Source organism: Actinokineospora sp. PR83, from assembly GCF_021056305.1.
Lineage (GTDB): Bacteria > Actinomycetota > Actinomycetes > Mycobacteriales > Pseudonocardiaceae > Actinokineospora > Actinokineospora spheciospongiae.
The window spans coordinates 23,923-42,690 of record NZ_JAJCXD010000076.1 but is presented as its reverse complement, the minus strand read 5'-3'; the positions used below and the strand labels follow the sequence as shown (position 1 = coordinate 42,690).

The following is an 18,768-nucleotide window of genomic DNA, read 5'->3' as shown; positions in this document are numbered from 1 at the left end:
ATTACCCATGGGTAACCGACCTCGGCCACACCACCTCGCTGACCAGCACCAGCACCGCCGCCGCGCCCAGCACCACCGCGCCGACAGCCCACTCGGACGCGGCCAAGCCGACCACGGCACCCGCGAAGACCAGCGCCCGCAGGCCGAGCCGGGCGGACCGCGGTAATCGGTGGCGCGGCCGGGGCGCCAGGAACAACGCCCACACCGAGGCCCCGACCACCAGGACAACCGCCCCCAGCACCCACGACACCCGCGACCCCCACCAGGCGAGGGCCAGGAAAGCCAGCACCTCCACGAAGAAGGCCACGAGCAGTTGCAGCCCACGCACCGCGATCACCCCCCCTGAACCCCTGCGAATCCTTGTGCGATCCAGGGTAGGGAGGTCCGGCGATCGGCGCGAAAAGTTGTCCACAGGCCCGCTGACCTGGGCGGAAAGCGGACCGACTGGAGGATTCAGGCGGCCTTGCGCCGGGTGGCGGCGAAGCCGCGCCAGCCGAGAACGCCGATCGTCGTGCCGAACAGCAGGGACGCGGCGGTGAGCACGACGTGCACCACCAGGAACCCGGTCGGAGCGCCGGACGGGTCGAAGGACCGCTCGTCGGCCCAGATGTTGCCGAGGAAGGTGGGCCAGATGATCCAGGACCACACGCCGAAGGCCAGCAGGAACAGCGAGACACGGCGGCTCATCGTCACCGCGCCATCTTCACACCCCCGGTACCCAGCGCGGACGGCACCACCTGGCGGGCGGGGAGCGGGCCGGATCGTGCCCGGATCGTGACAGGCCTTAATCTGCTCGTGTGCGCTCCGCAGCCCGCAGGTCCGTGCCCGCTCTCCTCGTGACGCTCTGCACCCTGGTGCTGGCGGCGCTGATGGCGACGCCGGGGGCCTCCGCGTCCACCCGCGGCCCCCGGAAGGTCCAGCAGACCACCGAGGGCCAGGCCACCCCGACGGCGCAGACCAGCAGCGCCCAGTGCTCCAACCACGACCGGCCACCCGCGCCGATCGACACCTCCGAGGAACCCAAGCCCGGCCAGACCACCCCGCCGCCGCTGCCGGTGCCCGCCGAACCGGTGGGCGGCACGCGGATGGGCGAGTGCGGCCTGGTGTTCCCGACGGGTGCCAAGACGGCCATGCCGGGCAACGTCACCGCCGCGTCCTGGGTCCTCGCCGACCTCACCACCGGCGACGTCATCGCCGCCAAGGACCCGCACGCCCGCGAGCGGCCCGCATCGCTGATCAAGGCGCTGCTGGGGGTCGTGGTCATCCGCAACCTGCGGCTCGACGAGGTCGTCGTCGGCACCCAGGCCGACGCCGACCAGGAGGGCACCAAGGTCGGCATCGGCCCCGGCGGCCAGTACACGGTCCGCCAACTGCTGTTCGCCCTCCTCATGCGCTCCGGCAACGACGCGGCGCACGCCCTCGCGGTCAAGCTCGGCGGCGTCGACGAGGCGCTGGAGAAGATGAACTCCCTCGCCGAGGAGCTGGGCGCCCTCGACACCCGCGCGGCCACCCCCTCCGGCCTCGACGGCCCCGGGATGAGCACCTCCGCCTACGACCTGAGCCTGGTCTTCCGCGCGGCCATGAAGCACCGGGAGTTCGCCGAGGCGGTCGCCACCAGGACGATCGACTTCCCCGGCTACGGCAACAAGCCGGCCTTCAAGGTCAACAACGACAACCGCCTCCTGGGCAAGTACCAGGGCTTCCTCGGCGGCAAGACCGGCTTCACCGACGACGCCCGCCACACCTACCTCGGCGCCGCCGAGCGCGACGGCCACCGCCTCGCGGTCGTGCTGCTGCGCGGCGAGCTGAACCCGGACCCGCTCCCCAACCAGGCGAGCCAGCTCCTGGACTACGGCTTCGCCCTCTTGAAGGAGAAGTCCGAGCCGGTGGGCAAGCTCGTAGACAAGGCCCCGGAGGCCCAGCCGAAGCCGGAAGGCGGTCTGGAGACCGACAACCCGGCCGAATCCGACCCGGCGAACACCAACGCCTCCTCGGTGACCGCTGACGCCGACCGGTCGGCGTTCGGCAACTACGGCGTGCCGCTGGTGGCGCTGGCGGGCGTGGCCATCCTGGGCGCGGCGGTCATGTGGTTGCGCAACCAGCGCGCCAAGGCCGCCCGCAAGGCCCGCATGGCGGCCAACAACAGCTAGGCCGGGCTCGCCAGGCGGCGCGGCCGGGCTGCGGCGGCTACGCGGGCAGTCGGGACGCCGCCTCGACGGACGCGGTGCAGAGCGCCGGGTCCGGGTTCCCCGAGACCACGGCGCCCTCGGCGACGACGAGGTGGTCGCCGGTGGGGCGGGAGCGGAACGGGGTGCCGGTGAAGCGGACGCCCTGGGACCTGAGCAGGGGCCAGCCGAGCGGGTGGACGCTGCCGGTGCCGTCGGTGTCGATGAGGTCCTTCAGCGGGTGCACGTCGTTCTTCGCGCGCATCCGCACCCAGGAGACCGAGACGACGAAGGTGCCGCCGGACGGGTCGGCGAGGGTGATCAGCATGCGGTCGAGGGACTTGCAGGGGTTGCGCAGGAAGAAGTCCCGGACCCGGCCGTAGGAGTTGGCGGCGCAGTCCAGGGCGTTCTCGACGTCTTCCCCGACCTTGCGCAGGCGTAGGCGCTTCCACTCGCTGTCGGACTTGCTCCTGCGGTTGGTGTTGCGGGCCTGCACGGACACGCTGTCGGCCGTTCCGGCGACTTCGGTGCCCATCCCCCCGACACCCGCCCCCGGGCCGCCGCCGAGGACCAGGGCGCCCACCGCGCCGATGGCGAGGACTCCCGCTCCGCCCCTGGGAATCCAGCGGCCGTCTGCGCCGCGTGGCTGGTCGGGTCTGCCCATCGAGTCCCCCTCGGTCGAGTTCCGGTGAAGCCTGGTCGGCTGCGCCCGACTCGATGGGGTGTATGGCGAGGCTTCACTCGATAGAGTGGCGTCAACCCAGGGTTGACAGTGCGCGAGTGTCAACCTAGGGTTGACGGCATGACGGAACCAGTGAAGGCATCGATCCGGCTCGACGAATTGATCGAAACGATCAAGAAAGTGCACCCCGAGGTGCTGGAACAGCTATCCACCGCCGTGATGACGGCGGACCACCTCGGCGAGGTGGCCGACCACCTGATCGGCCACTTCGTGGACCAAGCGCGGCGCTCGGGGGCGTCGTGGACGGAGATCGGCAGGAGCATGGGGGTGACCCGGCAGGCGGCGCAGAAGCGGTTCGTGCCCAAGGGGGACGAGGAGGGGATGGACCCGAACGAGGGGTTCAAGCGGTTCACCCCCCGGGCGCGCAACGTGGTGGTGGGCTCGCAGAACGCCGCCAAGGAGCACGGGAACGACCAGATCGCGCCCGCCCACCTGGTGCTGGGGCTGCTGACCGAACCAGAGGGACTCGGCGCGGCGGCGATCGTGGCGCAGGGGATCACGCCGGAGCAGGTGCGGGAGGCGGCCGTGGCGGTGCTGCCCGGCCCGGCCGAGAGCGTGGGGGCCCTGATCCCGTTCGACGGCGGGGCGAAGAAGGCCCTGGAGCTGACCTTCCGCGAGGCCCTGCGGCTCGGGCACAACTACGTGGGCACCGAGCACATCCTGCTGGCCCTGCTGGAGTTCGAGGCGGGCGACGGGGTGCTCAGCGGACTCGGGGTCGACAAGGCCGCAGCGGAGGAGCTGATCCAGGAGAAGCTGGCGGCGATCGTCGCCGCGCAGGAGAAGCAGGCGTGACAGCGGAGAAGGCCGTGGGAACCCCCACGGCCTTCTCCGCTGTCACGGGTGGAACTCGCCGGGGTCAGCGGCGGAAGAGCAGGGCCCGCTTGACCTCTTGGATCGCCTTGGTGACCTGGATGCCGCGCGGGCAGGCGTCCGTGCAGTTGAACGTGGTGCGGCAGCGCCAGACGCCTTCGGCGTCGTTCAGGATGTCCAGCCGCTCTTCGGCGCCCTCGTCGCGGGAGTCGAAGATGAAGCGGTGGGCGTTGACGATGGCCGCGGGGCCGAAGTAGCTGCCCTCGTTCCAGAAGACCGGGCACGAGGTGGTGCAGCAGGCGCACAGGATGCACTTGGTGGTGTCGTCGAAGCGCTCGCGGTCGTGGGCCGACTGGATGCGCTCGCGGGTGGGCTCGTTCCCGTAGGTGATCAGGAACGGCTTCACCGCCTTGAACGCCTCCATGAACGGTTCCATGTCGACCAGGAGGTCCTTGTGCACCGGCAGGCCCTTGATCGGGGCCACGGTGATGGTCGTCTGCTTGCCCTTGCCGGACATCAGGTCCTTGACCAGGACCTTGCAGCCGAGGCGGTTGACGCCGTTGATCTGCATGGCGTCCGAGCCGCAGATGCCGTGCGCGCACGAGCGGCGGAACGTCAGCGTGCCGTCGACGTACCACTTGACGTAGTGCAGCAGGTTCAGCACGCGGTCGGTGGGCAGGGCCGGGACGTTGAACGACTCCCAGCGCGGCTCGGAGTCGACCTCGGCGTTGAAGCGCAGGATCTTGAGGGTGACGGTCACGGCGCCGTCGGGCACCGGGGGCAGGTCGCCGCGGGAGCCCGCCTTCTCCTCGGAAACGGTGGCAGTCATCAGTACTTGCGCTCCATCGGCTTGTACCGGGTGAAGGTCACGGGCTTGTAGTCGAGCCGGATGTCGCCCTTGAGCCCGTCGCCCTGCTTGTAGAACATGCTGTGGCGCATGTAGTTCGTGTCGTCGCGGTTGGGGTAGTCCTCGCGGGCGTGGCCGCCGCGGGACTCCTTGCGCTCCAGGGCGCCGACGACCAGGCACTCGGCCAGCTCCAGCAGGAAGCCCAGCTCGACGGCCTCCAGCAGGTCGGTGTTGAACCGCTTGCCCTTGTCCTGCACGGTGATGTGCGCGTACCGGTCCTTGAGGGCCTGCACGTCGTGCAGGGCCTGCTTGAGGGTCTCCTCGGTCCGGTACACCGACGCGTTGGCGTCCATCGTGGCCTGCAGCTCGGTGCGGATGTCGGCCACCCGCTCCTTGCCGTGCTCCGACAGCAGCAGCGCGAGCTGCTCCTCGACCACCGTGGTGGGGTTCTCCGGCAGTTCCACGTGCTCGCGGCCCACCGCGTACTCGGCGGCGGCGATGCCCGCGCGGCGGCCGAACACGTTGATGTCCAGCAGCGAGTTGGTGCCCAGCCGGTTCGCGCCGTGCACCGACACGCACGCGCACTCGCCCGCCGCGTACAGGCCGGGGACGACGTTGTCGTTGTCGCGCAGCGCCTCGCCGTGGACGTTGGTCGGGATGCCGCCCATGGCGTAGTGCGCCGTCGGGTACACCGGGACCGGCTCGGTCACCGGGTCGACCGCCAGGTAGGTGCGGGCGAACTCGGTGATGTCGGGCAGCTTGGTCTCCAGGACCTCCGCGCCCAGGTGGGTGCAGTCGAGCAGCACGTAGTCCTTGTTCGGACCGGCGCCGCGGCCCTCCAGCACCTCCAGGGCCATCGACCGGGCGACGATGTCGCGCGGGGCGAGGTCCTTGATGGTGGGGGCGTAGCGCTCCATGAACCGCTCGCCGGAGGCGTTGCGCAGGATCGCGCCCTCGCCGCGGGCACCCTCGGTGAGCAGGATGCCCAGGCCCGCCAGGCCGGTCGGGTGGAACTGGTAGAACTCCATGTCCTCCAGCGGCAGGCCCTTGCGGAAGATGATGCCCATGCCGTCGCCGGTCAGGGTGTGCGCGTTCGAGGTGGTCTTGAAGACCTTGCCGAAGCCGCCGGTGGCGAACACGACGGCCTTGGCCTGGAACACGTGGATCTCGCCGGTGGCCAGCTCGTAGGCGACCGCGCCGGTGCAGACCGGGCCGTTCTCCGTCTCGGTCATGCAGATGTCGAGGACGTAGAACTCGTTGAAGAACTCGATGCCCTGCTTGACGCAGTTCTGGTACAGCGTCTGCAGGATCATGTGGCCGGTGCGGTCCGCGGCGTAGCAGGCCCGGCGCACGGCGGCCTCGCCGTGGTTGCGGGTGTGCCCGCCGAAGCGGCGCTGGTCGATGCGGCCCTCGGGCGTCCGGTTGAACGGCAGGCCCATCTTCTCCAGGTCGAGGACGGCGTCGATGGCCTCCTTCGCCATGATCTCGGCGGCGTCCTGGTCGACCAGGTAGTCACCGCCCTTGATCGTGTCGAAGGTGTGCCACTCCCAGTTGTCCTCCTCGACGTTGGCCAGCGCGGCGCACATGCCGCCCTGGGCCGCGCCGGTGTGCGACCGGGTCGGGTAGAGCTTGGTGAGCACCGCCGTGCGGGCCCGCGAGCCCGACTCGATGGCCGCGCGCATACCCGCGCCACCGGCCCCGACGATCACCACGTCGTATTTGTGGAACTGCATGTCGTAACCGCTTCTTCCCGCAGGGATCCAGGACAGGGGGTGGTGGTGGCGATCAGTCGGCGGGGATGGTGGCGTCGAAGGTGAAGATGACGTAGGTGCCCAGGGCCAGGATCAGCACCATGGAGACGTACAGCATGACCTTGAGCCAGAACCGGGTGGTGTCCTTGCGCGCGTAGTCGTTGATGACCGTGCGCAGGCCGTTGCCGCCGTGGATCTCGGCCAGCCAGAGCATCGACAGGTCCCAGAGCTGCCAGAACGGGCTCGACCAGCGGCCTGCGACGAAGGCGAAGTTGATCCGGTGCACGCCGCCGTCGAGGATGTTCATGATGAACAGGTGCCCGAGCACCAGCACGATCAGCGCGATGCCCGAGATGCGCATGAACAGCCAGCTGGCCAGTTCGAAGTTGCTGCGCCGGGCCGCGGGGCGGCGCGGGGAGCGGGGCTTGTCCAGTGCGAGCGTCATGGTCAGCTTCCCCCGAACATCTCGGACACCGTGCGCACCATCATGAAGTAGGCGCCGGGGACCATCACCAGGACCCAGACGACCAGGAGCGTCCAGAGCATCGGCTTCTGGTACTTCGGGCCCTTGGCCCAGAAGTCCACGAGCATGACCCGGATGCCGTTGAGGGCGTGGTAGAGCACCGCGCCCACCAGGCCGACCTCCAGCAGGTTCACGATCGGGCTCTTGTAGGTCTCGATGACCTGGTCGTACGCGTTCGGCGACACCCGCACCAGGGCGGTGTCGAGCACGTGCGCGAACAGGAAGAAGAAGGTCAGGACCCCGGTGATGCGGTGGGCAACCCATGACCACATGCCCGGGTCTCCCCGGTAGAGCGTCCCGTTGCTGCGGGACCCGCGCGCCACTACCTGCTCGGTAGCCATGGCCGAGTCGGTCATCGGTGGAGGGCCTCCAACGTCGCTGGTGGACTACGGGCCCGAGCGGAAGACAACACGTAAACGGGCCTTGACCCACAGGATGCTAGACCCGTCCGGCGGAACCCACCCAACCCGCCGCCGGGGTCTGTGACGGACAAGACACGCAGGCCCAGGGCGTGTGCGACCCCTCGGTGTGACGACGGTCATGGTGACCCGGCGGGTCCGAAACCCCTTCGTGACCGAACCGCTTTACTCGCACGAGTAATCACTTCGGGTGAATCGTCTTACCTACTCGCGAGTAGGGGGAAACCCCTTGTGGTCCACAGCCGACTGATAGGGGTTCCACCAGGTCCACCCCGGACTTCCACTCGATCGAGTGAGCGGATGGGCACATTCGGCCACGGTCCGCTCCGACGAATCAACGATTGGGTTACGCCCTCGCGTTCGCATGGGCCCGGCCGGTACCGGGGAGTACGTTCCTGCGGAACCATCGCGCTCGGCCACCGCCAAGCGCATGTATTCCGGAAGGAGAAAGCCTTGCGTCGAATGCGAGGACTTCGTCTCGCCGCGGGCGCGCTCGCGCTGGGGCTCGGCCTGACCGCGTGCGGGGGCTCCGACACGGGGTCCGGCTCCGGCGGCACCCAGGCGAGCACGCCCGCGTCCGAGCTGAAGATCGGCCTGGCCTACGACATCGGCGGCCGGGGCGACCAGTCCTTCAACGACTCCGCGGCGCGCGGCCTCGACAAGGCCAAGTCCGAGTTCGGCGTCGACATCAAGGAGCTCGAGGCCGCGGCGGGTGAGACCGGCGCGCAGAAGGAAGACCGGCTGCGCCAGCTCGCCGAGGGCGGCTACACCACCGTCATCGCCGTGGGCTACGCCTACGCCGAAGCCCTGGCCAAGGTCGCCCCCGACTACGCCGAGGTGAAGTTCGCGCTGATCGACAGCACCGACGCCAAGGGCGACAACATCGAGAACCTGGTGTTCGCCGAGCAGGAGGGCTCCTTCCTGGTCGGCGTGGCCGCCGCGCTCAAGAGCACGACGGGCAAGCTCGGCTTCGTCGGTGGCGTGAACACCCCGCTGATCCAGAAGTTCGAGGTCGGCTTCACCGCGGGCGCCAAGGCCGCCAAGCCGGACGCCACCGTCGAGGTCAAGTACCTGACCCAGCCGCCGGACTTCACCGGCTTCAACGACCCGGCCAAGGGCGAGACCGCGGCGAACGGCATGTTCGACGCGGGCGTGGACGTCGTCTACGCCGCCGCGGGCGGTTCCGGCAACGGCGTCTTCAAGGCCGCCAAGGCCAAGGGCAAGCTGGGCATCGGCGTCGACTCCGACCAGTACAACCTCCCGGCGCTGGCCGACGTCAAGGACGTGATCATGACCTCCATGATCAAGAAGGTGGACACCGCGGTCTACGACTTCATCGTCTCGGTGAAGGACGGCAAGTTCACCGCGGGCGAGAAGGTCTACGACCTCAAGGCCGGTGGCATCGACTACTCCACCTCCGGCGGCAAGATCGACGACATCAAGGCCCAGATCGACGAGTACAAGACCAAGATCTCGTCCGGCGAGATCAAGGTCCCGTCCACCAAGTAGCGGGCGACCTCGACAGGGTTCGTGCGGACGGACCCGGGCATCGCGCCCGGGTCCGTCCCCGCGTTTTCGGCTCCCCACCGACCACCGACAAAGGATTCCCCCGTGCCCACCGAACCAGCAGCGGGCGGCGAACCCGCCCCGGCGGTCGAGCTGTCCGGGATCACCAAGCGCTTCCCGGGCGTGATAGCGAACTCCGACGTCAACGTCACCGTCAGACCGGGCACCGTGCACGCCCTGGTCGGTGAGAACGGCGCGGGCAAGTCCACCCTGATGAAGATCCTCTACGGGATGCAGCAGCCGGACGAGGGGCGGATCCTCATCGACGGCGTCCCCACCGCGTTCGGCTCGCCCGCCGACGCGATCAGGGCGGGCATCGGCATGGTGCACCAGCACTTCATGCTGGCCGACAACCTGACCGTGCTGGAGAACGTGGTCCTGGGCAGCGAGCCCAGGGCCGGGCTCCGGCTGGACTTCGGGGCCGCGCGCGAGCGGATCAGGGAGATCTCCGCCGCCTACAGCCTCAACGTGGACCCGGACCGGGTCGTCGACGACCTCGGTGTCGGCGAGCGGCAGCGGGTGGAGATCCTCAAGGTCCTCTACCGCGGGGCGCGCACGCTGATCCTGGACGAGCCGACCGCCGTCCTGGTGCCGCAGGAGGTCGACGAGCTGTTCGGCAACCTGCGCGAGCTCAAGGCCGAGGGCCTGACGATCGTGTTCATCTCGCACAAGCTCGACGAGGTGCTCTCGGTCGCCGACGACATCACCGTCATGCGCCGGGGCACCACCGTCGCGAGCGTCTCCCCGCGCGAGGTCACCTCCCGGCAACTGGCCGAGCTGATGGTCGGCAGCGCGCTGCCGGTCCCCGAGCTGCGCGACTCCACCGTCACCGACCGCCCCGTGCTGACCGTGACCGGCCTGACCGTCTCCGGCGCCGACGGCCGCACCGTGCTCGACGACCTGTCCTTCACCATCCACGCGGGCGAGGTCCTGGGCATCGCGGGCGTCGAGGGCAACGGGCAGGCCGAGCTGGTCGAGGCGCTGATGGGCATCCGCACCCCCACCGCGGGCACCGTGCGCCTCGGCGAGGAGGACATCACCAGGGCCTCCACCAGGCACCGGCGCGAGGTGGGCATCGGCTACGTGCCCGAGGACCGCCACCGCCAGGGCGTGCTGCTGGAGGCCACGCTGTGGGAGAACCGGGTGCTGGGCCACCAGACCCGCAAGCCCAGCTCCCGCGGCGCGCTGATCGACATCAAGGGCGCCAAGGCCGACACCGAGCGGATCGTGCGCGACTACGACGTGCGCACCCCCGGCATCGGCGTGCACGCCTCCGCGCTGTCCGGCGGCAACCAGCAGAAGCTGATCGTCGGCCGGGAGATGAGCGCCGACCCGGTGCTGCTGATCGCCTCGCACCCCACCCGGGGCGTCGACGTCGGCGCGCAGGCGGCCATCTGGGAGCACATCCGCCGCGCCCGCGCCGAGCACCTGGCGGTGCTGCTGATCTCCGCCGACCTCGACGAGCTGATCGGCATGTCCGACACCCTCGCGGTGATCTTGCGCGGCAGGCTCGTCGCCGACTACGACCCGTCCACCGTGACCCCGGAGCAGCTCGGCTCCGCGATGACCGGCGCCGGGAGGGAAGACTGATGGGCAGGTTCTCACCCCGTTCGCTGCTGCTGGGGCTCGCCGCCCCGCTCGGCGCGCTCGCGTTCGCCGTGCTGGTCTGCGCGGTGATCCTCGGCGTCACCGGGCACTCGCCGCTGGACACCGTGGACGCCATGGTGTCGGCCGCGCAGCGCCCGCGCACCTTCGTCAACTCGCTCAACAGCGCCACCACCTACTACCTGGCGGCGGTGGCGGTGGCGATCGGCTTCAAGATGAAGCTGTTCAACATCGGCGTCGACGGGCAGTACCGGCTCGCCGCGATGCTGTCGGCCGCGCTGGCGGGCGCCACCTTCATGGAGGGGCTGCCGTCGTTCCTGCGGGTGGCCCTGACCGTCGTGGCGGCCATGCTGGTCGGCGCGGGCTGGGCGGGGGTGGCCGCGCTGCTCAAGGTCACCCGCGGCGTCAGCGAGGTCATCTCCACGATCATGCTCAACGCCATCGCCACCTACCTGGTGTCCTACCTGCTCAACCCGGCCCGGCTCGCCGAGGACCGACCGGGCTCCAACAACATCGGCACCCGGCCGATCGACGAGGGTGGGCAGGTCGCGGGCCTGGACATCCCCGGGTCCTCGTCGCAACTGTTCGGGCTGGTGTTCCTGGCCGCGCTGGTCGGGTTCGGCTACTGGTTCGTGCTCGCGCGGACCCGCTTCGGCTTCGAGCTGAAGGCCACCGGCCTGTCGGAGTCGGCGGCGGTGGCCAGCGGGGTCAGCGTGAAGAAGATGGTCCTGGTGTCGATGCTGCTCTCCGGCGCGGTCGCGGGCCTGGTCGGGATGCCGCAGTTGCTCGGGTCGTCGTACTCGTACTCGCTGGACTTCCCGCCGGGCATCGGCTTCATCGGCATCGCGGTCGCCCTGCTCGGCCGCAACCACCCCGTCGGCATGGCGCTCGCCGCGCTGCTGTGGGGCTTCCTGGACAACTCGTCCAACTCCCTCGACGTCGCCGGGGTGCCGCGCGAGATCGTCGGCATCATGCAGGGTGTCATCGTGCTGTCGGTCGTCGTCGCCTACGAGCTGGTGCGCCGCTACCGGGTCCGCGCCGAGCAGCGCGACGTCGGCACGGCCCTGGGCCGGACCAAGACCGCCGAGGAGGCGTCCGCATGACCGCCGGATCGAGCACGGGCGCGCGGCACGCGTCGCCCGTCAGGGGTGCCAGGAAGATCAGGCCGTGGGTGTACTTCCTGATCGCCGTGGCCGCCGTGCTGGTGCTCTCGGCGGTGCGCGTGCTCGCGGGCGCCACCGACCTGACCTCCAGCGGCACCGTGCAGGCCGCGCTCACCGCGGCGGTCCCGCTGGCCATGGCCGCGCTGGCGGGCATGTGGGCCGAGCGCGGCGGCGTGGTCAACATCGGCCTTGAGGGCATGATGGTGCTGGGCACCTTCGGCGCCGGGTACGCCGGGTACCAGTGGGGCCCGTGGGCCGCGGTGGCGTTCGGCCTGTTCCTCGGCGTCGTCGGCGGCCTGCTGCACGCGGTCGCCACGGTCAGCTTCGGCGTCGACCACATCATCTCCGGTGTGGCGATCAACCTGCTGGCCCCGGGTGCGGCGCTGTTCCTGTCCAAGCTGTACTTCGCCGACGCCCCCGGCGGCGGCCAGAAGCAGTCCCCGCGGATCGCCGACGCGCCCAAGATCACCGTCCCCGGCCTGTCGGACGTGCTGGGCACCGTCGAGGGCAAGCACTGGTTCTTCGTCTCCGACGTCGCGGGCCTGCTGCGCGGCCTGGTGACGGAGGTGTCGCTGCTGACGGTCCTGGCGGCGCTGCTCATCGTCTGGTCCGGCTGGGTCCTCTGGCGCACCCCGTTCGGCCTGCGCCTGCGCTCCTGCGGCGAGGCGCCCACCGCGGCGGAGTCGCTGGGCGTCGACGTCTACCGGTACAAGTACCTCGCGGTCATCGCCTCCGGCGGCTTCGCCGGGCTCGGCGGCGCCTTCCTGGCGGTCAGCTCGGGGCAGTTCCGCGACGGGCAGACCGGTGGCCGCGGCTTCATCGGCCTCGCCGCGATGATCTTCGGCAACTGGCGGCCCGGCGGTCTGGCCACCGGCGCGTCGCTGTTCGGCTACACCGACGCGCTGGCGCTGCGCGGGTCCACGGCGGTGCACGCGTTGCTGTTGCTGCTGGGCATCGCGCTGGTCGTGGTGGCGGTCGTGCAGTACCGCTCCGGGCACCACGTGCTCTCGGCCGTGGCCGCGGCGCTGGGCGTGCTGTTCGGCTACTGGTACTTCGCCAGCGACGAGGTCCCGGCCGAGCTCGTCGGCGCGGCGCCGTACGTGGTTACCCTGTTGGTCCTCGGACTGGCGTCGCAGCGGCTCCGGCCGCCGCGGATGGCCGGTGAGCCGTACCGGAAGGGCCAAGGCAAGTGACTGTCGACTGGGAAGCGCTCCGCGCCGCCGCCGTCTCCGCCGCCGCGCTGGCGTACTGCCCGTACTCGGGTTTGCAGGTGGGGGCCGCGGCGATCGTCTCCGACGGGCGGCTGATCACCGGCTGCAACGTGGAGAACGCGGCGTACGGGGTGGGCCTGTGCGCCGAGTGCGCGCTGGCGGGTCAGCTCGCGCTGACCGGCGGCGGCCGGTTCGTGGCCATCGCCTGCCGCAGCGGCGCCGGTGAGCTGCTGATGCCGTGCGGCCGGTGTCGGCAGATCATCCACGAGCTGGGCGGCGCCGAGTGCCTGGTGGACACCCCGCGCGGGCCGCTGCCCATGTCGGAGGTCCTGCCGGACGCGTTCGGGCCCGCGCAGCTTCCCGCCTAGAGGCGTGTGCGGTCCCGGAAGACGGTGTAGTTGGTCTCCAGGTCCCGCGCGGCGTCGGTCAGGGTTGTGATGAGCCGGTGCTTGGGGAGGGCGGTCGCCAGGATGCGGCCGCCCTCCCTGCGCGCGCAGAGCAGGCGGGGCCCGGGGACCAGGTAGGCCAAGAGGTGGTCGGTGGGGCTGCCCCAGTCGAGGAAGCGGGCGCAGGCCGAGGCCCGGCAGTGGTCGAGTCCGGTGAGTGCGGGGGAACCGCTCAGGAGGGTCCGGAACACCGATTCCGGGGTGCCGGTGAGGCGGGCGTCCGGGGTTTCGGGGGTGGCCCTGGCGCGGAGGGTGTCCGCGTGCAGCGACCGGAGCAGCTGGGGGACGTAGGACTGGGTGCTCTGGTCGGTCACCAGGGTGCCGCAGACGAACACGCGGACGGTGCGCAGGCCGGTGTCGCCCTCGTCCGGGGGCGACAGCTCCAGCGCCAGGGTGGTGGGGTCGCCGATGAGCCGCATCGTTGCAGGGTCGCGCACGGCGGGGCGCGGGGATGCGCGCTTTTGAGCGCTACCGTGACCCCGACGGAAGGGGACGCCGATGGAGCCGTTCAGTGCGGTGGAGGTCATCCGGGCCAAGCGGGACGGGCTGCGGCTCACCGACGCCCAGGTGGACTGGGTGGTGGACGCCTACACCCGCGGGGTGGTGGCCGAGGAGCAGATGTCCGCGCTGGCCATGGCCGTCTACCTCAACGGCATGGACACCGACGAGACCGCCAGGTGGACCGCCGCGATGGTCGATTCCGGCGAGGTGCTGGACCTGCGCACCGACCGGCCGACCGTCGACAAGCACTCCACCGGCGGGGTCGGGGACAAGATCACGCTGCCGCTGGCGCCGCTGGTCGCCGCCTGCGGGGCGGCCGTGCCGCAGCTGTCCGGGCGCGGGCTCGGGCACACCGGCGGGACCCTGGACAAGCTGGAGGCTGTGCCCGGCTGGCGCGCGCGGCTCAGCACCGACGAGATCGTGGCGCAGCTCGCGGACGTCGGCGCCGTGGTGTGCGCGGCGACCGAGGGCCTGGCGCCCGCCGACCGCAAGCTCTACGCGCTGCGCGACGTCACCGGCACCGTCGAGTCGATCCCGCTGATCGCCAGTTCCATCATGAGCAAGAAGATCGCCGAGGGCGCGGACGCGCTGGTGCTCGACGTGAAGTTCGGGTCCGGGGCGTTCATGAAGACCGTGGACGACGCCAGGGCCCTGGCCAGGGCCCTGGTGGGGATCGGGGTGTCGCGGGGGTTGCGGATCTCCGCGCTGCTGACCGACATGTCCGTGCCGCTGGGGCGCGCGGTGGGCAACGCCGTCGAGGTCGCCGAGTCGGTGGAGGTGCTGCGCGGCGGCGGGCCCGAGGACGTCGTCGAGCTGACGGTGGCGCTGGCCCGGGAGATGCTGGCACTGGCCGGTCTGCCCGAAGTGGACCCGGCGCGGGTGCTGGCCTCCGGGCGGGCCTACGAGGTGTGGGCGCGGATGATCCGGGCCCAGGGCGGCGACCCGGACGCGCCGCTGCCCGCACCGGGTCACGTCCACGTGGTGCCCGCGCCCGCCACCGGTGTGCTCACCGGGCTCGACGCCTACGCCGTGGGCGTCGCGGCGTGGCGGCTCGGGGCCGGGCGGGCGCGCAAGGAGGACCCGGTGCAGGCCGCCGCGGGAATCCTGTGCCTGGCCAAGCCCGGCGACCCGGTCGTGGCGGGGGAACCGTTGCTGGAACTGCACACCGACACCCCCGAGGCGGTCCCGGCCGCGCTCGCCGCGCTGGAGGGCGCGGTGTCCGTGGCGGACTCCGCGCCCACCCGCGGCCCGCTGGTCCTGGAGGTCGTGCGGGGTTAGCGTGGTCGGATGCCGCCCGTCGAGCTGACCAGCTTCCTCGGCCGCGCCGCGGAGACCGCCGCCGTCCGGCGGCTGCTCGACGACGCCCGCCTGGTGACGCTGACCGGACCGGGCGGGGTCGGCAAGACCCGGCTCGCCCTCGCGGTGGCCGGGGCGGACGACCCCGTCTTCGTCGCGCTTGCCGACGTGCGCGACCCCGACCTGCTGCCCGCCGCGGTCGCGGGCGCGTTCGGGCTGCACGACCGGCCCGGGCAGGACGCCACCCGCACCGTGCTGCACCACCTGGCGGGCAGCGACGTGCTGCTGCTGCTCGACAACTGCGAACACCTCGTCGAGGCCGCGGCCCGGTTCGCCCACGCCGTGCTGGCCGCCTGCCGCGGCGTGGTCGTGCTCGCCACCAGCAGGCAGTCGCTCGGCGTGCCGGGGGAGCGGGTGTTCCCGGTGCCGCCGCTGCCGGTGCCCGCCGAACCCGGCACCGCCGACCCGCTGGCCTACGACCCGTTGGCCTATGACGGCGTGCGGCTGTTCGTCGAGCGCGCCGACCGGGGCTTCGCGCTCACCGCAGGCAACGCCGCCGACGTCGCCCGGCTGTGCACCCGGCTCGACGGGCTGCCGCTGGCGATCGAGCTGGCCGCCGCCCGGGCCCGCTCGCTGGCACCCCGGCAGATCCTCGACCGGCTCGACCACCGGCTGCTCACCTCCACCACCCGCGGCGTACCCGACCGCCAGCAGACCCTGCGCGCCACCATCGCCTGGAGCCACGACCTGTGCACCGGCGCCGAACGGGCGCTGTGGGCGCGGGTGTCGGTGTTCGCGGGCTCGTTCGACCTGCCCGCCGCGACGGCGGTCTGTGCCGACCTGGGCACCGAGGCGACCGTGCTGGGGCTGGTCGACGGCCTGCTGGACAAGTCGGTGCTGCTGCGCGAGGAGACCGCGGGCGACGTCCGCTACCGGATGCTGGAAACCCTCCGCGAGTTCGGCCGGGAGGAACTGGAGGCCGCCGGTGAGCTGACGGCGGTCTCGCGCAGGCACCGCGACGTCTACGACCGGCTGACCGCCGCGGCCGAGGCGGACTGGGCGGGCCCCCGGCAGGCGCGGTGGGTGGCCGCGCTGCGCGCCGAGCACGCCAACCTGCGAGCCGCCCTGGAGTGGTCGCTGACCGAGCCGGGGGAGGCCCCGGTGGCGCTGCGGATGGCCGCCAGGGTCGAGGAGTACTGGACCCTGCGCGGTTCGGTGTCCGAGCTGCGCCGCTGGCTCGACCGGGCCCTCGCCGCCGTCCCCGGGCCGGGACCCGAGCGGGCGCACGCCGCGGGCGTGGCCGCGCTGGCGGCGCTGTGGCACTACGACACCGCCACCACCGCGGCCCGGCTCGCCGAAGCGGGCGACACCGACTTCGCCGCGTTCGTCCGGGCGCTGGCGGCCATGCTCGGCGGCGACTCCGCCGAGGGCGCGCGGCGGGCGGCGGCCGTGGTCGAGCGGGTCGGCGACGACGTCCGCCGCGCCCTGCACCCGATGTTCATCCTGGGCGTGTGCTCCGCGATCGAGGGCGACCTCGACGGCGGCAGGCGCGTGCTGCACCGGGCGGTCGACCTGGCCGACGACGCCTTCTACCTGAGCATGGCCCACTACGGCACGGCCGTCGTCGAGGTGCTCTGCGGCGACGTCGGAGCCGCCGAGCGCGCCTGCCGCGCCGGGCTGCGCGCCGACGCGGGCATCCACAACCTGTTCGGCAGCGCGCACCACGTGGAGGCACTGGCCTGGGTCGCGGTCCGCTCCGGCGCCCCCGAGCGCGCGGCGGAGCTGTTCGGCGCGGCGGCCACCCTGTGGGAACTGGTCGGCGTCTCCCCGCGCCGGGCCGCGTCGCTGGCGGGCCCGCACACCGCGCACGTGGCCGAGGCGACCGCGGCCCTCGGCGAGCAGCGGTTCGCCGAGGCCCACGCCCACGGGCACGCGCTGCCGGTCGACGCGGTCCGGCCGTTCGCACTGGGGGAGAGCGGCCCGCCGCGGCTCGCGGGCACCCTCACCCGGCGCGAGGCGCAGGTGGCGGGACTGGTCGCCGAGGGGCTGACCAACCGGGAGATCGCGGCCAAGCTGGTGATCTCCACCCGCACGGCCGACACGCACGTGCAGCGCATCCTGGCCAAGCTCGGGTTGCGCAACCGCACCCAGGTGACCACCTGGGCGCACGCGCAGTTCATTTCCCCGGCACGCTGATTTCCTGTGCCGGGAGGTGTGAATTCACATGACCGGACGTAGCGTCCCACAGCTATGAGAATCAGTCAGAAAATTGCCCTCGCCATTCCCGCCGTTTTGATCATCGTGGGCGCGGGAACCGCTTCCGCAAATCCGACCGCGAGCGCCGCGCCGACTGCCCAGGTCGCCGTCGCCGACTCCTACCAGCGCGGACCCGACCCGACGGCGTTCAGCGTGCGGGCGCCCCGAGGGACGTTCGCCTTTTCGACGTATTAGGTGTCCGCAGCCGTGTCCGGTTTCGGCGGGGGCACCATCTACTACCCGAACGACACCACGAAGGGCACCTTCGCCGGGGTCGCGGTGTCCCCCGGCTACACCGGCCCGGAATCGTCGGTGGCCTGGCTGGGATCGCGACTGGCGTCACAGGGTTTCGTGGTCATCACCATCACCACCAATTCGCTGTACGACCAGCCCGCCGGCCGCGGCAGGCAACTCCTGGCCGCGCTGGACTACTTGACCGAGCGATCACCCACCCAGGTCCGCCAACGCCTGGACACCACCCGGCTCGGCGTCGTCGGCCACTCGATGGGCGGCGGCGGGGCGCTCCAGGCAGCCTCGTCGCGGACCACGCTCAAGGCCGCGGTGCCGCTCGCGCCGTGGAACGCGGTGAAGAACTGGTCGGGCATCCGGACGCCGACGCTGATCGTGGGCGGGACGACCGACGCCATCGCGCCGGTGGGCACGCACTCGCTGCCGTTCTACAACAGCATGACGGGTGCGCGTGAGCGGGCCTTCGCCGATGTCACGGGGGCGGGGCACTTCGCGTTCATCCGGGAGGACCCGGTGATCGGGGCGTTGGTGGTGTCTTGGCTGAAGCGGTTCCTGGACGGGGACAGCCGGTACGCGCCGTTCGTCACTGATCCTGCTGGGGTGTCTCGGTTCCTGTGCTCTTGCCCTTACGCCGACTGAGGTCTTGCCCGCCCTGTGGATCCCGCCTGCCGTTCAAGAGCCCGGGAGTTTTCGGGGCGTGCCCGGGTGGGTGGATCTGCTTGGGCGGGGCCCCTACGCCGATCATGTGCCCAGTGTGACCGAGTGGGGCTGAAGGGATGCCCCACAGCCCAAGCAGGCTTGCACATGATCGGCTCCCCCACCCAAGCAGATCCACCCACCCGGGCCTTTTCGTAGCCGGGCCGGCGGTTGGTGGGGTGGTCGGCTTTTGCTGCGCCTGGCGGGGTTGCGGGTGGCTGGCCGCCAGGCCGGCGGTTGATGGGGAGTTGGCGGCTGCGCACCGTGAGGTTCGCGTGGCTGGCCGCTTGGCCGCCGGTTTGAGGGGTGGTCGGCGGCTGCGCCCGGTGGGGTTTGGGGTGGCTGGCCGTCAGGCCGATGGTTCGGGGTGGTTGGCGGCTGCGCTTGGTGGGGTCGGCGTGGCGGGCCGCTGGGGCGCCGGTTGGTGGTTGGCGAGCGGGCACGCGGTTGGTGGGGTGGTTGGTGGCTGTGCCCGCGGTGCTCGGGGCGGCGCCGAAGCCGTGGTGGTCCTTTGTGGACTTG

General features: G+C 71.5%; 18 protein-coding genes. 10 read left to right on the top strand and 8 right to left on the bottom strand.

The annotated features are described in order from the left end of the window. Position 1: 1 nt before the first annotated feature. Positions 2-337: a DUF2568 domain-containing protein gene (locus L6E12_RS24555; RefSeq protein ID WP_236230287.1), complete on the bottom strand. Its 336-nt coding sequence runs from the start codon at positions 335-337 to the stop codon at positions 2-4. 116 nt (positions 338-453) lie between these two features. Next, the gene (locus tag L6E12_RS24550; RefSeq protein WP_035284660.1) at positions 454-693 is read right to left on the bottom strand and encodes an SCO4848 family membrane protein; all 240 of its coding nucleotides are present in this window, start codon (positions 691-693) and stop codon (positions 454-456) included. 128 nt (positions 694-821) lie between these two features. Here L6E12_RS24550 and L6E12_RS24545 point away from each other — a divergent pair, with 128 nt between their 5' ends. Continuing rightward, complete coding sequence (locus tag L6E12_RS24545) at positions 822-2,150, top strand: D-alanyl-D-alanine carboxypeptidase family protein (RefSeq protein ID WP_236230286.1); 1,329 nt, start codon at positions 822-824, stop codon at positions 2,148-2,150. Positions 2,151-2,187: 37 nt separating this feature from the next. Here L6E12_RS24545 and L6E12_RS24540 read toward each other — a convergent pair whose 3' ends face one another. Beyond that, positions 2,188-2,829: a hypothetical protein gene (locus tag L6E12_RS24540; protein ID WP_236230285.1), complete on the bottom strand. Its 642-nt coding sequence runs from the start codon at positions 2,827-2,829 to the stop codon at positions 2,188-2,190. A gap of 138 nt (positions 2,830-2,967) precedes the next feature. Here L6E12_RS24540 and L6E12_RS24535 point away from each other — a divergent pair, with 138 nt between their 5' ends. Then, on the top strand, positions 2,968-3,699 hold the full coding sequence (locus tag L6E12_RS24535; RefSeq protein ID WP_236230284.1) for a Clp protease N-terminal domain-containing protein: 732 nt from the start codon (positions 2,968-2,970) through the stop codon (positions 3,697-3,699). A gap of 64 nt (positions 3,700-3,763) precedes the next feature. On the opposite strand, the gene L6E12_RS24530 is transcribed toward L6E12_RS24535, so the two are convergent. Genes L6E12_RS24530 through sdhC form a run of 4 tightly spaced genes read right to left on the bottom strand, consistent with a single transcriptional unit; the run spans position 3,764 to position 7,194 of the window. Continuing rightward, entirely contained in the window at positions 3,764-4,546 is a 783-nt protein-coding gene (locus L6E12_RS24530) for a succinate dehydrogenase iron-sulfur subunit (RefSeq protein WP_236230283.1), read from the bottom strand. Then, the gene (gene sdhA, locus L6E12_RS24525; RefSeq protein ID WP_236230282.1) at positions 4,546-6,297 is read right to left on the bottom strand and encodes a succinate dehydrogenase flavoprotein subunit; all 1,752 of its coding nucleotides are present in this window, start codon (positions 6,295-6,297) and stop codon (positions 4,546-4,548) included. The genes L6E12_RS24530 and sdhA overlap by 1 nt, the downstream gene beginning before the upstream one ends. Before the next feature lie 52 nt (positions 6,298-6,349). Next, positions 6,350-6,760: a succinate dehydrogenase hydrophobic membrane anchor subunit gene (locus L6E12_RS24520; RefSeq protein WP_035284676.1), complete on the bottom strand. Its 411-nt coding sequence runs from the start codon at positions 6,758-6,760 to the stop codon at positions 6,350-6,352. Positions 6,761-6,762: 2 nt separating this feature from the next. After that, positions 6,763-7,194, bottom strand: a complete 432-nt coding sequence (gene sdhC / locus L6E12_RS24515) for a succinate dehydrogenase, cytochrome b556 subunit (protein WP_063935971.1) — start codon at positions 7,192-7,194, stop codon at positions 6,763-6,765. A gap of 525 nt (positions 7,195-7,719) precedes the next feature. On the opposite strand from sdhC, the gene L6E12_RS24510 reads away from it, so the two are divergent. The 5 genes from L6E12_RS24510 (at position 7,720) to L6E12_RS24490 (ending at position 13,170) form a co-directional block, all read left to right on the top strand. Further along, on the top strand, positions 7,720-8,766 hold the full coding sequence (locus L6E12_RS24510) for a BMP family protein (RefSeq protein WP_236230281.1): 1,047 nt from the start codon (positions 7,720-7,722) through the stop codon (positions 8,764-8,766). A gap of 102 nt (positions 8,767-8,868) precedes the next feature. Then, the gene (locus L6E12_RS24505; protein ID WP_236230280.1) at positions 8,869-10,413 is read left to right on the top strand and encodes an ABC transporter ATP-binding protein; all 1,545 of its coding nucleotides are present in this window, start codon (positions 8,869-8,871) and stop codon (positions 10,411-10,413) included. Continuing rightward, entirely contained in the window at positions 10,413-11,531 is a 1,119-nt protein-coding gene (locus L6E12_RS24500; protein ID WP_236230279.1) for an ABC transporter permease, read from the top strand. The genes L6E12_RS24505 and L6E12_RS24500 overlap by 1 nt, the downstream gene beginning before the upstream one ends. Continuing rightward, the gene (locus L6E12_RS24495) at positions 11,528-12,784 is read left to right on the top strand and encodes an ABC transporter permease (RefSeq protein WP_236230278.1); all 1,257 of its coding nucleotides are present in this window, start codon (positions 11,528-11,530) and stop codon (positions 12,782-12,784) included. The genes L6E12_RS24500 and L6E12_RS24495 overlap by 4 nt, the downstream gene beginning before the upstream one ends. Further along, the gene (locus L6E12_RS24490) at positions 12,781-13,170 is read left to right on the top strand and encodes a cytidine deaminase (RefSeq protein ID WP_236230277.1); all 390 of its coding nucleotides are present in this window, start codon (positions 12,781-12,783) and stop codon (positions 13,168-13,170) included. Before L6E12_RS24495 ends, L6E12_RS24490 begins: the two co-directional genes overlap by 4 nt. Here the strand turns inward: L6E12_RS24490 and L6E12_RS24485 are convergent. Continuing rightward, positions 13,167-13,667 carry a hypothetical protein gene (locus L6E12_RS24485; protein WP_236230276.1) on the bottom strand — a complete coding sequence of 167 codons (501 nt, stop codon included), beginning with the start codon at positions 13,665-13,667 and terminating at the stop codon, positions 13,167-13,169. The two genes, L6E12_RS24490 and L6E12_RS24485, sit on opposite strands and share 4 nt — an antisense overlap. Positions 13,668-13,746: 79 nt before the next feature. Between L6E12_RS24485 and L6E12_RS24480 the strand changes: the two genes are divergently transcribed. The 3 genes from L6E12_RS24480 to L6E12_RS24470 all read left to right on the top strand — a co-directional run bounded on the left by L6E12_RS24480 (position 13,747) and on the right by L6E12_RS24470 (position 18,189). Then, complete coding sequence (locus L6E12_RS24480) at positions 13,747-15,027, top strand: thymidine phosphorylase (protein WP_236230275.1); 1,281 nt, start codon at positions 13,747-13,749, stop codon at positions 15,025-15,027. Between the two features lie 9 nt (positions 15,028-15,036). Further along, positions 15,037-17,241, top strand: coding sequence for a LuxR C-terminal-related transcriptional regulator (locus L6E12_RS24475; protein ID WP_236230274.1), 2,205 nt, complete (start codon positions 15,037-15,039; stop codon positions 17,239-17,241). A 255-nt stretch (positions 17,242-17,496) separates the two neighbouring features. Further along, positions 17,497-18,189, top strand: a complete 693-nt coding sequence (locus L6E12_RS24470) for a dienelactone hydrolase family protein (protein WP_236230273.1) — start codon at positions 17,497-17,499, stop codon at positions 18,187-18,189. Positions 18,190-18,768: the final 579 nt, after the last annotated feature.